This is a genomic window from Citrobacter sedlakii NBRC 105722 (genome assembly GCF_000759835.1).
GTDB classification, from domain to species: domain Bacteria; phylum Pseudomonadota; class Gammaproteobacteria; order Enterobacterales; family Enterobacteriaceae; genus Citrobacter_A; species Citrobacter_A sedlakii.
Genome location: NZ_BBNB01000001.1, coordinates 769,344 through 790,685, shown reverse-complemented (window position 1 = coordinate 790,685; position 21,342 = coordinate 769,344). Strand labels below are relative to the sequence as shown.

19 protein-coding genes and 1 riboswitch are annotated in these 21,342 nt (G+C 52.8%); of the genes, 12 read left to right on the top strand and 7 right to left on the bottom strand.

Annotation, left to right across the window (positions count from 1 at the left end; all coding sequences use genetic code 11):
• The first annotated feature begins 125 nt into the window (after positions 1-125).
• The 3 genes from CSE01S_RS03845 to CSE01S_RS03835 are packed head-to-tail and all read left to right on the top strand — an operon-like array spanning position 126 to position 3,062.
• Entirely contained in the window at positions 126-1,811 is a 1,686-nt protein-coding gene (locus CSE01S_RS03845; RefSeq protein WP_042284432.1) for a sensor histidine kinase, read from the top strand.
• Entirely contained in the window at positions 1,808-2,527 is a 720-nt protein-coding gene (btsR, locus tag CSE01S_RS03840) for a two-component system response regulator BtsR (RefSeq protein WP_042284427.1), read from the top strand. Before CSE01S_RS03845 ends, btsR begins: the two co-directional genes overlap by 4 nt.
• A 46-nt stretch (positions 2,528-2,573) precedes the next feature.
• The gene (locus CSE01S_RS03835; protein ID WP_042284424.1) at positions 2,574-3,062 is read left to right on the top strand and encodes a YehS family protein; all 489 of its coding nucleotides are present in this window, start codon (positions 2,574-2,576) and stop codon (positions 3,060-3,062) included.
• A gap of 32 nt (positions 3,063-3,094) precedes the next feature.
• Here the strand turns inward: CSE01S_RS03835 and metG are convergent, their stop codons facing one another.
• Complete coding sequence (metG, locus tag CSE01S_RS03830; RefSeq protein WP_042284421.1) at positions 3,095-5,128, bottom strand: methionine--tRNA ligase; 2,034 nt, start codon at positions 5,126-5,128, stop codon at positions 3,095-3,097.
• A 165-nt stretch (positions 5,129-5,293) separates the two neighbouring features.
• Between metG and apbC the strand changes: the two genes are divergently transcribed.
• The 5 genes from apbC to CSE01S_RS03805 all read left to right on the top strand — a co-directional run bounded on the left by apbC (position 5,294) and on the right by CSE01S_RS03805 (position 11,654).
• A complete protein-coding gene (gene apbC, locus CSE01S_RS03825) occupies positions 5,294-6,403 on the top strand; it encodes an iron-sulfur cluster carrier protein ApbC (protein WP_042284419.1) in 1,110 nt (369 codons plus the stop codon).
• A gap of 428 nt (positions 6,404-6,831) precedes the next feature.
• Complete coding sequence (yehD, locus tag CSE01S_RS03820; RefSeq protein ID WP_042284416.1) at positions 6,832-7,365, top strand: fimbrial protein YehD; 534 nt, start codon at positions 6,832-6,834, stop codon at positions 7,363-7,365.
• A gap of 55 nt (positions 7,366-7,420) precedes the next feature.
• Positions 7,421-8,101 carry a fimbrial assembly chaperone gene (locus CSE01S_RS03815; protein WP_042284413.1) on the top strand — a complete coding sequence of 227 codons (681 nt, stop codon included), beginning with the start codon at positions 7,421-7,423 and terminating at the stop codon, positions 8,099-8,101.
• Positions 8,102-8,129: 28 nt separating this feature from the next.
• Entirely contained in the window at positions 8,130-10,616 is a 2,487-nt protein-coding gene (locus CSE01S_RS03810; RefSeq protein WP_042284410.1) for a fimbrial biogenesis outer membrane usher protein, read from the top strand.
• A gap of 15 nt (positions 10,617-10,631) precedes the next feature.
• Positions 10,632-11,654: a fimbrial protein gene (locus CSE01S_RS03805; protein WP_042284407.1), complete on the top strand. Its 1,023-nt coding sequence runs from the start codon at positions 10,632-10,634 to the stop codon at positions 11,652-11,654.
• A gap of 43 nt (positions 11,655-11,697) precedes the next feature.
• Here CSE01S_RS03805 and rcnB read toward each other — a convergent pair whose 3' ends face one another.
• Both rcnB and CSE01S_RS03795 read right to left on the bottom strand, forming a co-directional pair.
• On the bottom strand, positions 11,698-12,030 hold the full coding sequence (gene rcnB, locus CSE01S_RS03800; protein ID WP_042284405.1) for a Ni(II)/Co(II) efflux transporter accessory subunit RcnB: 333 nt from the start codon (positions 12,028-12,030) through the stop codon (positions 11,698-11,700).
• 243 nt (positions 12,031-12,273) lie between these two features.
• Positions 12,274-12,669: a hypothetical protein gene (locus tag CSE01S_RS03795; RefSeq protein WP_042284402.1), complete on the bottom strand. Its 396-nt coding sequence runs from the start codon at positions 12,667-12,669 to the stop codon at positions 12,274-12,276.
• A gap of 499 nt (positions 12,670-13,168) precedes the next feature.
• Positions 13,169-13,265, top strand: a riboswitch (TPP riboswitch).
• Between the two features lie 31 nt (positions 13,266-13,296).
• Between CSE01S_RS03795 and thiM the strand changes: the two genes are divergently transcribed.
• The 3 genes from thiM to CSE01S_RS03780 are packed head-to-tail and all read left to right on the top strand — an operon-like array spanning position 13,297 to position 15,670.
• The gene (thiM, locus tag CSE01S_RS03790) at positions 13,297-14,085 is read left to right on the top strand and encodes a hydroxyethylthiazole kinase (RefSeq protein WP_042284399.1); all 789 of its coding nucleotides are present in this window, start codon (positions 13,297-13,299) and stop codon (positions 14,083-14,085) included.
• A complete protein-coding gene (thiD, locus tag CSE01S_RS03785; protein WP_042284397.1) occupies positions 14,082-14,882 on the top strand; it encodes a bifunctional hydroxymethylpyrimidine kinase/phosphomethylpyrimidine kinase in 801 nt (266 codons plus the stop codon). The genes thiM and thiD overlap by 4 nt, the downstream gene beginning before the upstream one ends.
• A gap of 41 nt (positions 14,883-14,923) precedes the next feature.
• Positions 14,924-15,670 (top strand): GntR family transcriptional regulator, encoded by a 747-nt coding sequence (locus tag CSE01S_RS03780; protein WP_042284394.1) that lies wholly within the window; start codon positions 14,924-14,926, stop codon positions 15,668-15,670.
• Positions 15,671-15,739: 69 nt separating this feature from the next.
• Here CSE01S_RS03780 and CSE01S_RS03775 read toward each other — a convergent pair whose 3' ends face one another.
• Genes CSE01S_RS03775 through CSE01S_RS03765 form a run of 3 tightly spaced genes read right to left on the bottom strand, consistent with a single transcriptional unit; the run spans position 15,740 to position 18,971 of the window.
• Entirely contained in the window at positions 15,740-16,702 is a 963-nt protein-coding gene (locus tag CSE01S_RS03775) for a PfkB family carbohydrate kinase (protein WP_042284392.1), read from the bottom strand.
• Positions 16,699-17,703 carry an ADP-ribosylglycohydrolase family protein gene (locus CSE01S_RS03770; protein ID WP_042284388.1) on the bottom strand — a complete coding sequence of 335 codons (1,005 nt, stop codon included), beginning with the start codon at positions 17,701-17,703 and terminating at the stop codon, positions 16,699-16,701. Before CSE01S_RS03770 ends, CSE01S_RS03775 begins: the two co-directional genes overlap by 4 nt.
• Positions 17,700-18,971, bottom strand: coding sequence for a nucleoside permease (locus CSE01S_RS03765; protein ID WP_042284385.1), 1,272 nt, complete (start codon positions 18,969-18,971; stop codon positions 17,700-17,702). Before CSE01S_RS03765 ends, CSE01S_RS03770 begins: the two co-directional genes overlap by 4 nt.
• 249 nt (positions 18,972-19,220) lie before the next feature.
• Between CSE01S_RS03765 and fbaB the strand changes: the two genes are divergently transcribed.
• Complete coding sequence (gene fbaB, locus CSE01S_RS03760) at positions 19,221-20,273, top strand: class I fructose-bisphosphate aldolase (RefSeq protein WP_042284383.1); 1,053 nt, start codon at positions 19,221-19,223, stop codon at positions 20,271-20,273.
• Between the two features lie 55 nt (positions 20,274-20,328).
• Here fbaB and yegS read toward each other — a convergent pair whose 3' ends face one another.
• On the bottom strand, positions 20,329-21,228 hold the full coding sequence (yegS, locus tag CSE01S_RS03755) for a lipid kinase YegS (RefSeq protein ID WP_042284381.1): 900 nt from the start codon (positions 21,226-21,228) through the stop codon (positions 20,329-20,331).
• Positions 21,229-21,342 lie beyond the last annotated feature (114 nt).

The following is a 21,342-nucleotide window of genomic DNA, read 5'->3' as shown; positions in this document are numbered from 1 at the left end:
CTGAGAGTCGGCGGCGACATTGAGTGATCGTACTCACGATTTCATCTTTTTTTGCAACAGTTCAAAGAAAGATCAACGCAGTCGATGTATGTTACGCGGTTTTAATAGAAGTGTGGTCAGCGGGTATGTACGAGTTTAATCTGGTGTTGCTGCTGCTTCAGCAGATGTGCGTGTTTTTGGTTATCGCATGGCTGATGAGCAAAACGCGTCTGTTCATCCCCTTAATGCAGGTCACTGTCCGCTTACCGCACAAACTGTTGTGCTACGTCACCTTCTCCATCTTTTGCATTCTCGGCACCTATTTTGGCCTGCATATCGACGATTCTATCGCCAATACCCGGGCGATAGGCGCGGTGATGGGTGGGCTGCTCGGTGGGCCGGTGGTCGGCGGATTGGTTGGGTTAACCGGCGGCCTTCATCGCTACTCCATGGGCGGGATGACCGCCCTGAGCTGCATGATCTCCACCATCGTCGAAGGTTTGCTCGGCGGGCTGGTACACAGCGTTCTGACGCGGCGGGGGAGGACCGACAAAGTCTGTAATCCGCTGACCGCAGGCGCGATTACCTTTGTCGCCGAGCTGGTGCAGATGCTGATCATTTTGCTGATCGCCCGGCCTTTTGACGATGCGTACCGGCTGGTCAGTAATATCGCCGCGCCGATGATGGTGACCAACACCGTCGGGGCGGCGCTGTTCATGCGCATTCTGCTCGACAAGCGCGCCATGTTCGAAAAATACACTTCGGCGTTTTCCGCTACCGCCCTGAAGGTGGCGGCCTCGACGGAGGGGATTTTGCGCCAGGGCTTTAACGAAGTGAACAGCATGAAGGTCGCGCAGGTGCTGTACCAGGAGCTGGATATCGGCGCGGTGGCGATTACCGACCGGGAGAAGCTGCTGGCTTTTACCGGCATTGGCGATGACCATCACCTGCCGGGCAAGCCGATCTCATCAAGCTATACGCTGCGGGCGATTGAAACCGGCGAGGTGGTTTACGCCGACGGTAACGAAGTGCCGTACCGCTGTTCGCTGCATCCCCAGTGCAAACTGGGATCAACGCTGGTGATCCCGCTGCGCGGCGAAAACCAGCGGGTGATGGGCACTATCAAGCTGTATGAAGCCAAGAACCGCTTGTTCAGCTCTATCAACAGGACGCTCGGGGAGGGGATTGCCCAGCTGTTGTCCGCCCAGATTCTGGCCGGACAGTACGAGCGCCAGAAAGCGATGCTGACACAGTCGGAAATCAAGCTGCTGCACGCCCAGGTGAATCCGCATTTTCTGTTCAATGCGCTCAATACCATTAAAGCGGTGGTGCGCCGCGACAGCGAGCAGGCGGGCCAACTGGTGCAGTATCTGTCCACCTTCTTTCGCAAAAACCTGAAGCGACCCTCAGAAATTGTGACGCTTGCCGATGAAATTGAGCACGTCAACGCCTATCTGCAAATTGAAAAGGCGCGATTTCAGTCGCGCTTAAAGGTGAATCTGAACGTGCCGGAGGCGCTGGCTCACCAGCAACTTCCGGCGTTTACCCTTCAACCCATAGTGGAAAACGCCATCAAACACGGCACATCGCAACTGCTGGAGACGGGCGAAGTGTCCATTACCGCCCGTCAGGAGGGACAACACCTGATGCTGGACATAGAAGATAACGCCGGGCTGTATCAACCGACGACCAATGCCAGCGGCCTGGGAATGAATCTGGTGGACAAACGCCTGCGTGAGCGTTTTGGCGATGACTATGGCATTAGCGTGGCCTGTGAGCCTGACCGCTTTACCCGAATAACCCTACGACTTCCGCTGGAGGAGAACGCATGATTAAAGTGCTGATTGTGGATGATGAACCGCTAGCGCGGGAAAATCTGCGGATCCTGCTACAGGAACAGAGCGATATTGAGATTGTCGGGGAGTGCGCGAATGCGGTAGAAGCGATTGGCGCGGTGCATAAATTACGCCCGGACGTGCTGTTCCTCGACATTCAGATGCCGCGCATCAGCGGACTGGAGATGGTCGGTATGCTCGACCCGGAACACCGTCCATATATCGTTTTTCTGACCGCTTTTGATGAATACGCCATCAAAGCCTTTGAAGAACACGCCTTTGATTATCTGTTAAAGCCCATCGAAGAGGCGCGTCTGGAGAAAACCCTCAACCGCTTGCGCCAGGAGCGCAGCAAACAGGACGTTTCCGTGCTGCCGGAAAACCAGCAGGCGCTGAAGTTTATTCCCTGTAGCGGACACAGCCGGATTTATCTGTTGCAGATGGATGATGTCGCTTTCGTCAGCAGCCGAATGAGCGGCGTTTTTGTCACCAGCAGCGAAGGTAAAGAAGGCTTTACCGAACTGACGCTCAGAACACTGGAAAGCCGTACGCCGCTGCTGCGCTGCCACCGGCAATATCTTGTGAACATGGCGCATCTTCAGGAGATTCGGCTGGAAGATAATGGCCAGGCGGAGCTGATTTTACGCAACGGATTAACCGTGCCGGTGAGCCGGCGCTATCTGAAAAGTTTGAAAGAGGCGATTGGCCTGTAAAACTGGTACACTGCGCGCCATTGCATCATCGACAGTTGAAGGCTCTATGCTTAGTAATGATATTCTTCGTAGCTTGCGCTACACCCTGAAAGCCAATAATAACGACATGGTACGCATTCTTGCGCTTGCCGGTATGGAATCGACCTCTGCGGGTTTTGATACCTGGATGACCAAAGAGGATGAAGACGGTTTTGTGCGCTGCCCGGATATTGTCCTGAGCGGATTCCTCAACGGCCTGATTTATGACAAGCGCGGAAAAGACGATTCTGCGCCGGAATTAGCGCTCGAACGCCGCGTGAATAACAACACGGTGCTGAAGAAATTGCGCATCGCGTTTTCACTGAAAACGGACGATATCCTTGCCATCATGACCGAACAGAATTTCCGCGTATCAATGCCGGAAATTACCGCGATGATGCGCGCGCCGGACCATAAGAACTACCGCGAGTGCGGCGATCAGTTTATGCGTTATTTTTTACGCGGGCTGACGAACCGGGAACATAGCGCGAAGCCGCCACAGGGCAAGAAGGCGTAAAAAAAAGCCGGAGACGATCTCCGGCTTTTTGGTTATTTCACCTGCTGACCCGGCTTTGCGCCTTCGTCAGGGGTTAACAGAAAGATATCTTTCCCGCCCGGGCCTGCGGCCATCACCATCCCTTCCGAGATGCCGAAGCGCATTTTACGCGGCGCGAGGTTTGCCACCATCACCGTGTGGCGGCCAATCAGCGCCTGCGGGTCAGGGTACGCGGAACGAATACCGGAGAAGACGTTACGCTTCTCGCCGCCGAGATCCAGCGTCAGGCGCAGCAGCTTGTCCGAACCTTCCACAAACTCGGCGTTTTCAATCAACGCCACGCGCAGATCGACTTTGGCGAAGTCGTCAAAAGTGATGGTTTCCTGAATCGGATCGTCCGCCAGCGGACCGGTGACCGGCGCTGTCGCCGCCTTTACTTCCTCTTTCGACGCTTCAACCAGCGCTTCGACCTGCTTCATGTCGATGCGGTTATACAGCGCTTTGAAGGTATTTACCTGATGGCCCAGCAATGGCTGCTGGATAGCATCCCAGGTCAGTTCGGTGTTGAGGAAAGCCTCCACGCGTTCGGACAGGGTCGGAAGAACCGGCTTCAGATACGTCATCAGTACGCGGAACAGGTTGATGCCCATTGAGCAGATCGCCTGCAGGTCGGCGTCACGGCCTTCCTGTTTAGCTACAACCCACGGCGCCTGTTCGTCCACGTAACGGTTTGCCAGGTCGGCCAGCGCCATGATTTCACGGATCGCTTTGCCAAATTCGCGGCTTTCCCACGCGTCGCCAATAACCGCTGCCGCGTCGGTGAAGGTTTTATACAGCTCAGGGTCAGCCAGCTCCGCCGCCAGTACGCCGTCGAAACGTTTATTGATAAAACCCGCGTTACGCGACGCCAGGTTAACCACCTTATTAACGATATCGGCGTTGACGCGCTGCACGAAGTCTTCCAGGTTCAGGTCAATATCGTCGATGCGGGAAGAGAGCTTGGCGGTGTAGTAGTAGCGCAGGCTGTCGGCGTCGAAGTGGTTCAGCCAGGTGCTGGCTTTAATGAACGTTCCGCGAGACTTGGACATCTTGGCGCCGTTCACCGTCACGTAGCCGTGTACAAACAGGTTGGTCGGCTTACGGAAGTGACTGCCTTCCAGCATCGCGGGCCAGAACAGGCTGTGGAAGTAAACAATGTCTTTGCCGATAAAGTGATACAGCTCGGCGCTGGAGTCTTTTTTCCAGTATTCGTCGAAGCTTACGCTGTCGCCGCGCTTGTCGCACAGGTTCTTGAACGACCCCATGTAGCCAATTGGCGCATCCAGCCAGACGTAGAAGTATTTGCCCGGCGCGTTCGGAATTTCAAAGCCGAAGTAAGGCGCGTCGCGGGAGATATCCCACTGTTGCAGGCCGGATTCGAACCATTCCTGCATTTTGTTCGCGACCTGCTCCTGCAACGCGCCGCTGCGGGTCCACGCCTGTAGCATTTCGCTGAACGACGGCAGATCAAAGAAGAAATGTTCAGAGTCCCGCATCACCGGCGTCGCGCCGGAAACCACGGATTTCGGCTCGATCAGCTCCGTCGGGCTGTAAGTCGCGCCGCACACCTCGCAGTTGTCGCCGTATTGGTCCGGCGATTTACATTTCGGGCAGGTGCCTTTCACAAAACGGTCCGGCAGGAACATGCCTTTTTCCGGATCGTACAGCTGAGAAATGGTGCGATTTTTAATGAAGCCGTTTTCTTTCAGACGGGTGTAGATAAGCTCTGACAGCTCACGGTTTTCCTCGCTGTGCGTGGAGTGATAGTTGTCGTAGCTAATGTTGAACCCGGCGAAATCGGTCTGGTGCTCCTGACTCATCTCGCCAATCATCTGCTCCGGCGTAATGCCAAGCTGCTGCGCTTTCAGCATGATCGGCGTGCCGTGGGCGTCGTCGGCACAGATGAAGTTGACCTCGTGGCCGCGCATTCGCTGGTAACGGACCCAGACATCAGCCTGGATGTGCTCCAGCATATGGCCGAGGTGGATTGAGCCGTTGGCGTACGGCAGCGCGCACGTTACCAGAATTTTCTTCGCGACTTGAGTCATAGTAGGTATTACTTCTTCTCTGTTAAAAGGGGGTTTTGATGTTACCTGAAAGGTAATAACTACGCCAAGAAATAAGGGCATCAAACCATAAATGATTAATCATTACCGCTGGAGTACACTAGGTCGCTACACTTGTACTTTTCAGAACAACAAAAAGGAGTCGGGATGAACGCACAATCCCAGGCCAAATCACCAGAGACCCTGCGCGCGATGGTCGCCGGGACGCTGGCGAATTTTCAGCACCCCACTTTGAAGCATAATCTGACGACCCTGAAAGCGCTGCACCATGTCGCGTGGATGGATGACACGCTGCACGTTGAGCTGGTGATGCCATTCGTCTGGCATAGCGCGTTTGAGGCGCTAAAAGAGCAATGCAGCGCTGATCTGCTGCGTATCACGGGTGCGAAAGCGATTGACTGGAAACTGTCGCATAACATCGCCACCCTGAAGCGGGTGAAAAATCAGCCGGGCGTGAACGGGGTGAAAAATATCATCGCGGTCAGTTCCGGGAAGGGCGGGGTCGGTAAGTCTTCTACCGCGGTTAACCTGGCGCTGGCATTAGCGGCGGAAGGGGCAAAAGTCGGTATTCTTGACGCCGATATCTATGGCCCGTCGATCCCCACCATGCTGGGGGCGGAAAATCAGCGCCCGACGTCGCCGGACGGAACCCACATGGCGCCGATTATGTCGCATGGCCTGGCAACCAATTCCATTGGCTATCTGGTAACCGACGATAACGCGATGGTGTGGCGCGGCCCGATGGCCAGCAAAGCGCTGTTGCAGATGCTGCAGGAGACGCTGTGGCCGGATCTGGATTACCTGGTACTGGATATGCCGCCGGGCACCGGTGACATTCAGCTGACGCTGGCGCAGAACATCCCGGTAACCGGTGCTGTGGTGGTGACCACGCCGCAGGATATCGCGCTGATCGACGCCAAAAAAGGCATCGTCATGTTTGAAAAAGTCGAGGTGCCGGTACTCGGTATCGTCGAGAATATGAGCATGCACATTTGCAGCAACTGCGGCCACCATGAGCCCATCTTTGGTACTGGCGGCGCGGAGAAGCTGGCTGCGCAATATCACACCCAACTGCTGGGGCAGATGCCGCTGCATATTAGCCTGCGCGAAGACCTTGACCGCGGTACCCCAACGGTAACCAGCCGTCCGGAAAGCGAATTTACCGCAATGTACCGTGAGCTGGCGGGACGTGTTGCCGCGCAATTGTACTGGCAGGGGGAAGTGATCCCTGGAGAAATCGCCTTCCGCGCCGTGTAATACCGCCTGACATGGAAACGTTCACCGCATCAGTGCTATATTGATGTGGTGAATGATTTGAGTGGTTCACTTCAGGTAAATTCCCCTCGCGCCTTCCCTTTGGCGTTGTCTGCAAAAACAACGCGTTATTTACTCACCCTGAATAACGTTATATTTACGCCTGTAACGTAATACAGATCATTTAAATGAATGATTTGTATTTTTATATTCCTCAATAAAATAAAAAGCCTCTTAAACGCGTATTAATTCATTAATTCTAAATATACCTTTAAGCTTAATTCATTTGTTGCAATTATATTGCGCAATGTAAATTGTTTTAAATCAATAAAACAACATGTTCACATTGCGATAACTTTCTGAGAGTGTAAATTTCACTGCGTTGGAAACACACTGTAATAAACGGAAATATCTTTAATAGGGAAAAGACTATGAACAATTCTATTATTGCTGCTGCAGTACTGTCGGGTATTTTTATGAGTGCAGGGGCGTTTGCTGCAAATGAAGATATGGGGGAATTAAAAATCAAAGGCGAAATTGTGGGAACATCCTGTACTTTCGAAGGAGAAAATAACGCGACTATTGAACTGTCCCAGGTCGGTGCCGACAGATTAACGGGTTTAAACGCAGGTGATGTTTACAGCGGATATACAAGCCCGGAAGTTAGCTTACAAGTTAAATGTGCAGATAATAATAATCCGCGTATAAGTTTTAACCCTTCACAGTTTGTGGATGGGTTAAAGGTGACCAGAAATAACGCCGACGATAATGGGGCCGGTTTCGCGGTTTATCTTAATGGGAGCCAGGTAAAACCCGATGAAGCGGGTAATTTCCCTCTCAACAAAGATGATGCTGTCAATGGCGTTTATACTATGAAATTTTTTGCCCGCTATGCGGCGGTGACAACGAGTGTCACTCCCGGCCCTGTTGAATCCGTTCTGACGATGACAGTCCTGACCGACTAAATATTTTGGGCGGCTAAATTTAGCCGCCTGCCTTACATGTAAAAGGTTAACTGCCATGAAAAGAATTATAGCGTTATGGCTGGTCTGCGCCGCTATGCCAGCGTGGAGCGGCATTTATATTTATGGAACACGCGTTATTTATCCCGCACAGAATAAAGATATTACAGTGCAATTAATGAATGATGACAAGCGAAGCGCTCTGATTCAGGCATGGATAGATGATGGCGATACCAGTCTGCCGCCGGAGAAAATACATGTTCCCTTTATGGTGACGCCGCCCGTCATCAGGGTCGCGACCAATTCAGGTCAGCAGCTGAAAATTAAGCAGCTTGCTCATCATTTACCGTCGGATCGTGAGAGTATGTTCTATCTGAACGTTCTGGATATTCCTCCAAACTCAGAAAGCAGCAAAGATAAAAATGTCATTAAATTTGCTTTGCAAAACCGAATAAAATTAATTTACCGACCACAAGGTATCAGGAGAGTTGATAAAAATACGTTTTCTCGCTTGCAGATTATCCGTACGCATACCGGGATAAAGCTAAAAAATAATTCAGCGAATTGGATTACCATTCCGGAAATTAAAGCGAAAGATAGAGTCAACAAACAAACGCTGCTGCTTGCCCCAGGAACGTCCCAGGCAATAACTTGCACGTCAATTGCGAATGACTTTACCGTGACGTTAATCGATGATTCAGGAAATTATTTGAGTGAATCAATAAAAGCAATAAATTAAAAATGGAAATAACATCTAAGGATAGGTAATGGAAAAGTTTAACACCATCACTCTGTCGATACTTTCAGCATTGCTCATTTCGCCCGCTTGGGCAGAAGAAGAATCATTCGATACGCATTTTATGTTCGGCGGAATAAAAGGCGAAAAAGTATCCCGATATCAGATCGACAGTAATAAACCTATGGCCGGGGTCTATGAGATGGATGTCTATGTCAATAAAGAGTGGCGCGGTACTTATAATATTGACATTCAGGATAAGACGGAAAATACCTGCATTCACCGGGAACTGATCGCCAGCCTGGGAATCAAATATCCGTCTCCAGTTGAAAGTTTAAGAAACGACTGCGTTCCTCTCAATAGTGTGGTGCAAGGTGGTAGCGTATTCTATGATACGGGTTCTTTTAACCTTTATCTTAGTGTGCCGCAGGCGTTTGTGCTGGAATATGAAGCTGGGTATTCGCCGCCGGAAACATGGGATCGCGGGATTAACGCTTTTTATACCTCTTACTATGCCAGTGAATATTATAGCCATTATAAAAAGGGTGGCAGCGAGAAAAATACGTACGCGAACTTTGTCAGTGGGGTAAATCTACTGGGCTGGCAATTACATTCAAACGCGAATTTTTCCAAAAACGAGAACGCGAAAGGCAAATGGCAAAGCAATACCTTATATCTGGAGCGTGATTTCCCTTCGGTGATGGGAACGATGCGAATTGGCGAGCAGTACAGCAGCGGGGATATGTTCGAAACGGTACGCTTTCGCGGCGTACGCTTCTGGCGGGATATGCAGATGTTGCCGCATTCTAAGCAAAATTTCGCTCCGGTTGTACGTGGTGTAGCGCAAAGCAATGCATTGGTAACGATTGAGCAAAACGGCTTTATTGTCTATCAAAAAGAAGTGCCCCCGGGGCCTTTTATGTTTGAGGATCTTCAGCTCGCCGGGGGCGGCGCCGATCTTGACGTGAGCGTTAAAGAGACAAATGGTTCCGTTTCTCGTTATATCGTTCCTTATTCTTCGGTTACCAATATGGTTCAACCAGGCGTGGCGAAGTATGAATTTGTCGCCGGGAAAAGTGATATTGAGGGAGCATCCGAGCAAACCGATTTTTTGCAAGGAACCTACCAGTACGGGATCAATAACCTGTTGACGCTATATGGCGGAACAATACTTGCCAACGATTATCGCTCGTTCACCCTTGGGTCAGGGTGGAATACATTTATTGGTGCGGTCTCAGTCGACGGAACACTCTCGTATAGCAAGCAGGACAATGGCGATGCATTGGACGGGCAAAGCTACCAGGTCGCCTGGAATAAATATTTACCGCAGTCGGCTACCCATTTTTCTCTTGCGGCTTATCGTTATTCATCACGTAACTATCGGTCTTTTAACGATCATATTTGGGCCAATAATCGGGATCACTATCAACGTGATGAGGATGATATATATGATATTGCAGACTATTACAAAAATGATTTTGGGCGTAAAAATACGTTCACGCTCAATATCAACCAGTCTTTGCCGGATGGCTGGGGTTATTTTACCGCCAGCGCGTTATGGCGAGACTATTGGGGACGTAGCGGTAGTGGAAAGGACTACCAGTTAAGTTACAGCACCGCATGGCAACGCGTGAGCTTTACCTTATCCGCCACTCAGACGTATGACAGTAACAACCGGGAAGACAAACGTTTTAATCTCTATTTCTCAGTCCCTTTTTCGTGGGGAGAAGCGGGGTCTGGCGTGCATCGCGAAAGCCATTTTTCGAATTCCACCACCTTTGACGAAAAAGGTTATGCGTCGAATAACGCCAGCTTAAGTGGTACCTTTGGCCAACGCGATCAGTTTAATTACACCACGAATCTAAGCAATCAGCGGCAGGAGCACCAAACGACATTTGGCGGAGCGCTAACCTGGAATACACCGTTAGCGACCGTCGCAGGCAGTTACAGCCAGTCCAGTCATTATCATCAGGTTGGCGGTAATATCCAGGGGGGGCTAGTGGCCTGGTCCGACGGCGTCCATTTAGCGCCGCGCCTTAATGATACTATTGCGATTATTAAGGCGCCGCACCTTAACGATGCGACCGTGCAGGGACGATCATATTTACGCACCAATGCGAAGGGTTACGCTGTCTATGAAGCATTAACCCCCTATCGGCAAAATTTCATTTCACTGGACGTCTCTGATACTGACAGTGAGGTCGCCCTGGTGGGTAACCGGAAAGTCACTGTACCTTACCGTGGGGCAGTCGTGTTAATGGTATTTGATACGGAAAAAAGTAAACCGTTTTATTTTCAGGCCCGGCGTCTAAATGGCGAACCGTTACCCTTTGGGTATGAGGTTGAAGATCATCACGGAAATAATGTTGGGCTGGTAGGTCAGGGAAGCCGGATATTCATTCGTACTGAAACCGTCCCCTCGTGGGTTAAAATCGCTACAGATAAACAACAAGGTCTTTTCTGTCAGATCACATTTGATAAGCAGATAGATGAAAACAACATTTATATTTGTCGTTAATACTCAGGTGATGCTATGAAAAGACTGTTATTTTTGTTTATGTTGTCGTTATTGTCTCAGTTTGGTTATGCAGCATGCAGTGCGACAATAACGAATGCCAAAGATTATACTATTATTTCCGATAGCCTGATGCTGGGCGGTGAGGAGACAGTTATTATTGCTAACACTTTTACTGATACTAACTGTACTGGTAATGATACCGTCTCTAAATTAGAAGCATCTGAACATATTATAGGCATGGGTCCAAATGATAGCGTTAAATTGAAAGTGAAAGTGGAATGGCAAAGCAGTGCTTCGATAAGTATGCGTAACAAAAATGGTGTAATCGATTCGCCTTTTAAAATTACGCTATCTGAAATAAATACCACGGAAGCTGTGACGTATTCTGCGCAGGGGGGTTACTCTGCCACAATAGATAATATCGCCGTATTGTCAGGTGCAACAAATCAAAGAAGTTTAGGGGAATGGTTATACATCGGTTTACGGTACCTTGCGTGTCTGGGTAATCGTGAGTGTATAGCCGGAATTTTAGCTTCGCTGAATGGACAGGGAGTTTATAAGTCTAATTTAACAATAACGTATCATCGGAAAGAAACCACCTGTGCCCCGCAAAATTTAACTATTTCGTTGGATCCGATCCCTGTAAGCAAACTTCGTGCTAAAGGAGAAGTGAATGAATTTATGCAACAAGGCGATATTCTCTTAGACTGTAAAAACCAGGTGCGTAACGCGGCGTTGGCATCCCGGCAGATTTCCGTCAATCTGCGAAGCGACTTTGTCTGGGATGAAAATGAAGCAGTACTGACCCCCGATACAGAAAACGGGGTAGGATTTATACTCAGGGATGCCGGTCATCAACCGCTCAAAATAAATAAAGGGACCACACTAAACAGTACGTTCAAAACGTTTAGCAAAGGCAGCGCCGTCAACGTGGTAGAATCCATTCCTGTTTTTGCCACCTACTACGTAATTGATCCCAAAAAAGTTAAAGCAGGCGCCTTGCAATCCAAAGCGTTAATCATTGTGACTTATAACTGAGCATCTTCTTGCCGCACTCTCCTGGAGGAGAGTGCGTATAGCGTCACCGATGATAAAAAATTTCGCCGTCGTAGGCTTTAATGATCTTTCCGTCAGCGTCGTTGATCAGCACATACGCGCCGCCCATGTAGGTCCAGTGGGTTCCGGCATCGGGCGCGGGCAGATTACGTAATTTCCACTGTTTGATGTTGTACTCATCGGTGCGGTACATCTCGGGAACCGTATCGCCGGGTTTAAAATGGGTGAAGTCAGCCACGAAGCTGCTGAGCTCATATTGATCAATCCCCTTTGCGGCGACGGTTGTAGCAGGTGCGGCCCAGACCGCGCTGGAAGCGAGCAGCAATGCGCCCAGCAACATAGTATTTTTTATACCCATACACACTCCACTCTTCGGGTTATCCATCAAGGTCGTACATGATTCAACCGCAGAGCCAGGTCAGGCAAGCGCCTTTTTGTGAGATTCCCGGCAATTGAGTAAAAATTGTAACCTTCCTCTCCGGCGTTTCACAAACAGAGATTACTTCCGCCGCATCTCATTGCGACATGAGATATGTCTTATCTGAACAGACTGACTGGAGGAAAGCGTTCGAGGATAACCCCGCGCCGGGCGGGGGGATGGTTATTTCTGCACCACCTGAAGGATACCGTGTACGCGGCTATGCGCTTTAGTGTAAGAGGCCGTTTCAACCCCTTTATCATTAAGCGAGATGGAGAGGATATATCCGTTACCGCTGACTTCGTAGTAAGCGGCATTGACGCGTTTGACGGTCGCTTTTTTGTGATTAATATGCGCAACGGTAAATCCGTTGTTAATACTGGCGTTAATCCCCGGCCCGCTGAATTCTGCCATTCGCAATGGATCGGCAACATGACTGGCGTTCGCTGCCTGTGCATGTTGCGCTATATCGTTAACATTTTTTTGCCCACCGTGTTTTGCCATGCTGTCGGCTGGCGACGCACATGCCGCCAGCGCGACGACAACAGGAATCAGACATAACCTCGTTACGTTTTTCACATCATCACCATTACATTTAACCCCATACACAAAAGCTTAGTCGCTGGGCGTACATCGCCCCGGCGAAAAAGCCACAAAGCAGAAACAGAAAATACATACTGACCTGCAAAATTAAAAATTTTAAGTCTTTCAAGGTAATTAACGTACACGTTGGCCAGACTGAATTTGGAATCAAGCGCGGAATGAGAGAGACATTGTATTAATGTCAGCAATCGGCCTGTTGAATATAAAGACTATGTTTTAAATAAGCCCGCATGACGTTGATGCAGATCATATGAAATGCCTCCTGGAAAATAAATGCCAAAAAATAAAATGATGACATTACGTTAATGTGGCGATTGCGTAAATAATTAGCGTGGGTTATTTGAGAACAGGAGGCGGCGACGGGGAAAATAATCTGATATAAGGTGATTCTTCTCCTTCCTGCCTCCAGTTTAAAACCATCTTGCAAAGCGCAGAGGCTTACCTTACCCTTTTAACCTTGCATAACGCATTTATGCACATTGACTCGGGGTGCCCTTCCACGCGAAGGCTGAGAAATACCCGTACCACCTGATCTGGATAATGCCAGCGTAGGGAAGTCAGACACTGCTCGTGTCCCTTCTTCGCGCGGGCAGGAGCGTAACTATGCAGCCTGACCTGCTCAGCCCCGCACTTGCGGTGCGTACTCTGCAACATTTTCGACAACACTCTCCGTTAACCCACTGCATGACCAATGATGTGGTTCAGAGCTTTACCGCCAATACGCTGCTGGCGCTCGGCGCTTCCCCCGCCATGGTGATTGAACCTGACGAAGCGTGTCAGTTTGCCGCCATTGCCAGCGCGCTGTTGATCAACGTCGGTACGCTAACCCAGCCGCGCGCAGTAGCGATGCGGGCGGCGGTTGAACGGGCGAACAGCGCGCATACGCCGTGGACGCTCGACCCCGTCGCGGTGGGAGCGCTCGACTATCGCCGTGAGTTCTGCCTGGACATATTGAACCTGAAACCCGCCGCCATTCGCGGCAATGCCTCTGAAATTCTCGCCTTAGCCGGTGAGCGAGCCGGCGGTCGCGGTGTGGATACCACCGACGCTGCCGCCGCTGCGTTGCCCGCGGCGAAGCGGCTGGCCTTAAGGGTGGGGGCCGTTGTCGTGGTCACCGGGGAAATAGATTATGTCACCGATGGCGAACGTACCCTGATCGTCGTCGGCGGCGATCCGTTAATGGCCCGCGTTGTGGGCACCGGCTGCGCGCTCTCGGCAGCAGTGGCGGCTGTCTGCGCGCTGCCGGGCAGTCGGACAGAAAATGTCGCATCCGCCTGCTGGTGGATGAAACGCGCCGGACAACGTGCCAGCGAAATCTGTCGCGGCCCGGGGAGTTTTATCCCGGCATTCCTCGACGCGCTGTATCAACTCGACCAGGAGGCGCTGGCATGAAACGGATCAACGCATTAACTATCGCCGGGACGGACCCCAGCGGCGGCGCGGGCATTCAGGCCGATCTGAAAACCTTTTCTGCGCTTGGCGCGTATGGTTGCTCGGTCATCACCGCGCTGGTGGCGCAAAACACCCGTGGCGTGCAGTCGGTTTATCGTATTGAGCCTGATTTTGTCGCCGCACAGCTGGACTCCGTGTTCAGCGATGTGCGTATCGATACCACCAAAATCGGTATGCTCGCCGAAACCGATATTGTGGAAGCGGTAGCTGAACGTCTTCGGCGCCATCAGGTGAAAAATGTGGTGCTGGATACGGTTATGCTGGCGAAAAGCGGCGATCCGCTGCTATCGCCTTCGGCTGTCGCCACCCTGCGGACGCGTTTACTGCCGCAGGTTTCGCTGATTACGCCCAATCTGCCCGAGGCCGCGGCGCTTCTGTCATGTCCGCATGCCCGTACGGAAAAAGAGATGCTGGAGCAGGGACGTGCGTTGCTGGCGCTGGGATGTGGCGCGGTGCTGATGAAGGGCGGGCATCTGGACGATACGCAAAGCCCGGACTGGCTGTTTACGCCGACGGGCGAGCAGCGTTTTACCGCGCCGCGGGTGATGACCAAAAATACCCACGGTACGGGCTGTACGCTCTCTGCGGCGCTCGCGGCGCTGCGCCCGCGCCATACCGACTGGACCGAAACGGTGCAGGAGGCGAAAAGCTGGCTTTCTGCGGCGCTGGCCCAGGCGGATACGCTGGAAGTTGGGGAGGGGATTGGGCCGGTTCATCATTTCCATGCCTGGTGGTAGCGTATATACTGGCAAAAGACTTGCTGTCAGGAAAAACGTCCATGGAACAAGCGCATACCCGGCTTATCGCACAGCTCAACGAACGTATCGCAGCGGTGGACAATACACCGTTGTACATTAAGTTCGCCGAAACGGTAAAAAACGCCGTGCGCAGCGGCGTGCTGGAGCATGGCAATATTCTGCCCGGCGAGCGCGATCTGAGTCAGTTGACCGGCGTTTCGCGCATAACGGTGCGCAAGGCGATGCAGGCGCTTGAGGATGAAGGCGTGGTGACGCGCGCGCGTGGGTACGGTACGCAAATTAACAACATTTTTGAGTACTCCCTGAAAGAGGCGCGCGGTTTCTCTCAGCAGGTGGTCCTGCGCGGGAAAAAACCGGACACCCTGTGGGTCAACAAGCGGGTGGTAAAATGCCCGGATGACGTGGCGCAACAGCTGGCGGTCGAAACCGGAAGCGACGTCTTTTTACTTAAGCGGATCCGCTATGTTGATGAAGAGGCGGTATCCATCGAGGAATCCTGGGTGCCTGCGCATCTTATTCATGATGCGGATGATATCGGCGTATCATTATATGATTATTTCCGTAGTCAGCATATTCATCCGCAGCGAACCCGCTCACGGGTGAGCGCAAAAATGCCGGACGCCGAATTCCAGTCGCATATTCAGCTGGATGCTAAAATCCCCGTGCTGGTCATTAAACAGGTCGCGCTCGACCAGCAGCAGCGGCCCATTGAGTACAGTATTAGCTATTGCCGTAGCGATTTATATGTCTTTGTTTGCGAGGAGTAGCGCTTTTGCAGACCGGTCGTCTGCATGAGGCAGAAGCCGCACTGGTTTGCCCCGATGCGGCTATATGATTTATCTCTTGAGCGAAACCAGCAACTGTTCACGGAACGGCGCACAGTCGCCGCCCCGGTGTCCCACGACCCACGACGCGACGGCGTTACCAAGCAGCACCGCGTCCGCAACTGACCAGCCAGAGGCCAGACCGGCCAGCAATCCCCCGGCATGACTGTCGCCCGCGCCAATGGTATCAACCACCGTTGTCGGGAAGGCGGGGACGCAGCCAGCGGCATCGTCAGTGAAATACCATGCTCCGTCTTTGTCATGACGCACTACCAGTGGCGCAGCGAAACGCCTGACCCATTCTGCGCCAAATGTCCGGATTTCCTTGCTTAGCGTAAAGCGATCGCTGACGATGTCCGCCTCCTGGCGATTAAGCGACACCAGCGGACGACAGGCCAGAATACGGGCCATCAGCGCATCGGGGATATCGCCAATCCGCGGACCAAAATCGATAACGGGCGTCACGTCCGTGAGGTTTTCAAGCCAGTGCGCCAGCAATTCGCCGCACGGCGACGCAAGTTGATAGCCGGACAGATAAATCAGGCTACCTCGCGGCACCGAGAGCTGAGCCAGCCAGTCGGCGTTCCAGGCATTTTCTACGCCGCTAAAAGACATAAAGGTGCGTTCACCGTCCGGCTCAACCAGGGCGAGACACCAGCCGTTATCACCCTGAGCATGATCAATCGGGCTGTATAAGCCCTCTTTGGCCATCCGGTTGCGGATAATCTCCGCCCATACGCCCTGGCCGAGCGGCAGAGCATTGGTCGCCGTAATCCCAAGGCGCTTTAGCGCGACGGCGATGTTTAGCGCGCAGCCGCCGACGTTAACGCTTTGCTGCTTAAGCTCGATGTCGCAGCCGCGCCAGGGCAGAGCGTAAGCGTCGGCGATAACATCGATGACCGCAGCGCCGACTACCGTGACCGGCTGGCGGGAGTCGAGATCCGCAAGCATCCCGTACAGGCGTGAAGCGTTCATATTCCCTCCCGTCGCTGACGCAGACGCGCCAGCTCCGTAGCATAGCGGGTGAAATCGAGGCGGTTCACCGTATCCAGCTCTCGTTTCAGTGTGGAATCGATGGCATCAATGCCGTGCAGCGCGCCGCAAATGGCGGTCGCCATCGCGCCGATGGTATCGGTATCGCCGCCCAGGTTAGCGCAAAGTATCGCGCAGCGGTTCGGATCGGTCTGCGCCAGCTCGACCATAGCGATGGCGCAGGCGACCGACTCCAGCGTGCTGGTGCCCGCGCCCACGACCTGATACAGCTGTTCACTGGCGGCTTCAGGGCCATCGGCCTGGCGGACGATTTTTAACGCCAATTCCAGCCGTGCAGCCAGCGAGGCGCTGAAAGTGGTGATGCGTTTTTCCTGAGCGTGTCGGGCAATGGCGGGCAGTGATGCCACAATGTCGGACCACGCGTCGCCGTCTACCGCCCGGGAAATGGCCCAGGCCACCACCACCGCGCCGGCAATGGCCAGATCCGACTTGTGGGTGGGGCTGGACGCCAGCGCCACGTCATCAATAAAGGCGTCGAGATCGCGCGGCGGCAACAGGCATCCCAACGGCGACACGCGCATCGCCGCGCCGTTAGTGACGCCGTTGTTTTCCAGTTCCGCTACCGGTTTACCGTCGCGTATGGCGTTAAGTGCAATCTTCGACGTCGGCCCGAGAACATTTTTATTGAAAGCGTCAAAGCCCTGCGCCCAGTCGAGAATCGTGTGGCCAATCAGGTCGGGATCAATGTCGCCGTCGCGCGCCAGGAGCGCATCTGCCAGACAGAGCGCCATCGAAGTATCATCGGTAAACTCCGCACGCTTAAAATAACAGGCCGCGCTGTTCTCCTGCGGACCTGGCAGAAAGCGGTCGATCCAACCGAAGTGCGCTTTCACGCGGCTTCTCGGCCACAGCTCAGAGGGCATCCCCATCGCATCCCCTAACGCCTGCCCGTAAAGAGCACCGAGAATACGCTCTGCTTTCATTTTACTTCTCCTTGTGTCAACGCAGAATCGCGAACCTCAATAGCGGTGATCTCTTTGTCTGATTCGCGAAAGAAAATCATAAACAGTACGGCAATGACAGCGATCATCACCGCGCCGAACGTCCACATTCCCGCCCAGTTGAAGGTGAGACCGTTAACCGGTTCCTGATAAGCAAACATTTTTTCCATCATCACGCCGCCAAGACGATAGCCCAGCAGGCTGCCGAAGCCCTGACAACACAGGGTGATCAGTCCCTGGGCCGCGGTGCGCATATGCACTGGCGCTTTTTTATCCACGTAGATATAGGCGGTCACGTAGTAGAAGTCGTAACTGACGCCGTGCAGCAAAATGCCAAGAAACAGCAACGCATAGGTGAAGTATTCTTCTGCGCCGCCGTAGATAAAGAACGCGTACCGGATCGCCGCGGTGATAAGACCAAGTAATAATACCTTCTTAATACCAAAACGTTTGGTAAAAAACGGCAGCGCCAGCATAAAGAAGATTTCGGAGAACTGACCGAGCGTCATCCAGCCGGTGGCGTTTTTCATGCCGACTTCCGTCAGATACCCGTTGGCGAAGATGTAATAAAACGCCAGCGGCATCGCGAACAAAAACGAACAGAAGAAAAAAACGAGGAAGTTGCGGTCGCGTAGCAGGATCAGCGCGTCCAGCCCGAGCATGACCCGGAAGTCCATTTTCCCCGTGCTTTTTGGCGGGGTGTCCGGCAAAAAGAAAGCGAACGCGCCCAGCAGCGCAGAACTGGCGGCGGTAATCAGCAACGGAATATTGGTCGGCGAGATATCGTTATAACCCAGCATCTGCGGCAGAAACCCGCAGGCAAGACCCGACGCAATCCAGCCAATCGTCCCCATTACGCGGATGCGCGGAAAATCACGTTCCACGTCCGGCACGTTGGCGAAAGCGATACTGTTGGTCAGGGCGATAGTGGGCATATAGGTCAGCGAATAGGCCAGCAGCAACGGAAAGAACCCGGCAAAGGTCGTTTGTCGGGCGGCAAAATACATCAGCGCCGCGCCTGCGAACATCAGCACAGCGAGCACCTTTTGCGCCGAGAAAAAGCGGTCGGTCAGCGAACCCACAAGGATCGGCGAGAGGATCGCCGCTATCGCCGTACAGGCGTAAGACCAGCCAATCTCACCGGCAGTAAAGCCGCTTTTGCTTAACCAGAGCCACAGCGGAACGAACCAGGCCCCCCAGATAAACCACTCAACGAACATCATGAATGACAGTTTCACTGTAGTTTTCATCATTAAATCCTTCATGACAGGTAAGGTACGTCATGACAGTACCATTAAATAATACCTTTAAAATACCTTTGCGGCGAAATCTTGACCGTCATAACACTTTTTCGTCAGTGAATCGTGCCAGCAGATAGCGCTGAAAAGTGCGCTGAAAATGGAAAAAATGGCCGGTCGGTACCAGGCTTAATGCTGCCCGCAAAAGCGGGTCAGGACAATCCACATTCCGAATCCCTCGGAACTTACGGGAGCATAGCTATGACTGATATTGCGCAGTTGCTTGGCAAAGACGCCGACAGCCTGTTACAGCATCGTTGTATGACCATACCTTCTGACCAACTTTATCTGCCAGGACATGACTACGTTGACCGCGTGATGGTGGACAATAACCGTCCGCCTGCGGTGCTGCGTAACATGCAGACGCTGTATAATACCGGACGTCTGGCGGGAACCGGTTATCTGTCTATTTTACCGGTTGACCAGGGCGTGGAACACTCGGCAGGCGCGTCGTTTGCCGCCAACCCGCTCTATTTTGATCCAAAGAATATTGTTGAGCTGGCGATTGAAGCCGGCTGTAACTGTGTGGCATCCACATACGGCGTGTTGGCTTCCGTCTCGCGCCGCTACGCCCACCGTATTCCGTTCCTGGTGAAGCTGAACCACAACGAAACGTTAAGCTACCCAACGGAATACGATCAGACCCTGTATGCCAGCGTCGAGCAGGCGTTCAATATGGGGGCGGTCGCCGTCGGCGCGACGATCTACTTCGGTTCCGAGCAGTCCCGTCGGCAAATTGAAGAGATTTCCGCGGCCTTTGAACGGGCGCATGAGCTGGGGATGGTCACCGTGCTGTGGGCGTATTTGCGTAATTCGGCGTTTAAGAAAGAGGGGACCGATTACCACGTTTCTGCGGATCTCACCGGGCAGGCTAACCATCTGGCGGCGACCATCGGCGCGGATATCGTGAAGCAGAAAATGGCGGAAAATAATGGCGGCTATAAAGCGGTTAATTTCGGCTACACCGACGATCGCGTCTACAGCAAACTGACCAGCGACAACCCGATCGATCTGGTGCGTTACCAGTTGGCGAACTGCTATATGGGACGTGCGGGTCTGATTAACTCCGGCGGCGCGGCGGGCGGCGAGACCGATTTGACCGACGCGGTACGTACGGCGGTCATCAACAAACGTGCTGGCGGTATGGGGCTGATCCTCGGCCGCAAAGCCTTCAAAAAGTCGATGGCGGACGGCGTGAAGCTGATCAACGCTGTACAGGATGTCTACCTCGACAATAAGGTCACTATCGCCTGACCAGCAGGGCTGCGGCGCGTGGTCGCAGCCTTTTCATCACGACCAGAAGGAAGTATTAACGCAACAACGGACAGTCCGGTGGTAAACGGCAGCGTAGCGCGGCGGGGAGGGTTTTAATATGAAAAGACTGACCGCTCAGCGGTTCGCCGTCCAGGTTAAAGGTAATGTCGTGCGGCGCGCGTATCTCGAACCACGAGGAGGCGCCGTCGACGATATTGGGATTTTCTTCCGGCGGCTTGAGGGTGGAAAACAGCGCGGGTAGGATCTCCTCGCCGGTAAAGATTCGCAGTTGCAGTAAACCATCGTTAATCAGCGCGTCCGGGCAGAGCTGCTGTCCGCCACCCGCCTGGCGACCGTTGCCAATGCCGATCACCAGCGCGTCACCCTGCCACTGAAAGTTCTCGCCGCGAATTTCGCAGCGGTCAGGTTTCAGCGTATCCATGCGCATCAGACCGTGGATGATATACGACACGCCCCCCAGCGCGGCCTTCAGCTTTTCCGGCGTTTCGGTGGTAATGCGGGTACCGAATCCGCCGGTCGCCATATTGATAAAGCAGGTTTTGTCGTTCACTTTTGCGATATCAATCGCGACGGCGTTCCCGGCGATGGCCAGCTTCAGCGCTTTATCCAGCGCGTCTGGTATGCCGACACTGGTAGCGAAATCGTTGGCTGTGCCGAGCGGCAGAATACCCAGCGCCGGAACGGCCTGGCCTTCGCACTGAATTAACGCGGTCGCCACTTCATTAATTGTTCCGTCGCCGCCGCCGGCAATCACCGTTTCCACGCCGAGACGGCGGGCTTCTTTAACATAGCGCTGCGCATCGCCTTTTTCCCACGTAACGCGAACATGAATTTCTACGCCTTCGTCACGAAGCAGCCCAATCGCTTCACGAAGCGTGGGGTTATCGGCCCCCTTGCCGTTCAGAATCAGTAAACTGGCGGGAAAATTAGCCATTCTCGTTTTTGCCTTATTGTTTTATCAGAACACAAGAAGTGTATAGCAGAATGAAAAACCGCGCGGACAGAACTGACTGAAAAAGGGTTCCGCTTTTTGCAGAATGGCGTCTGG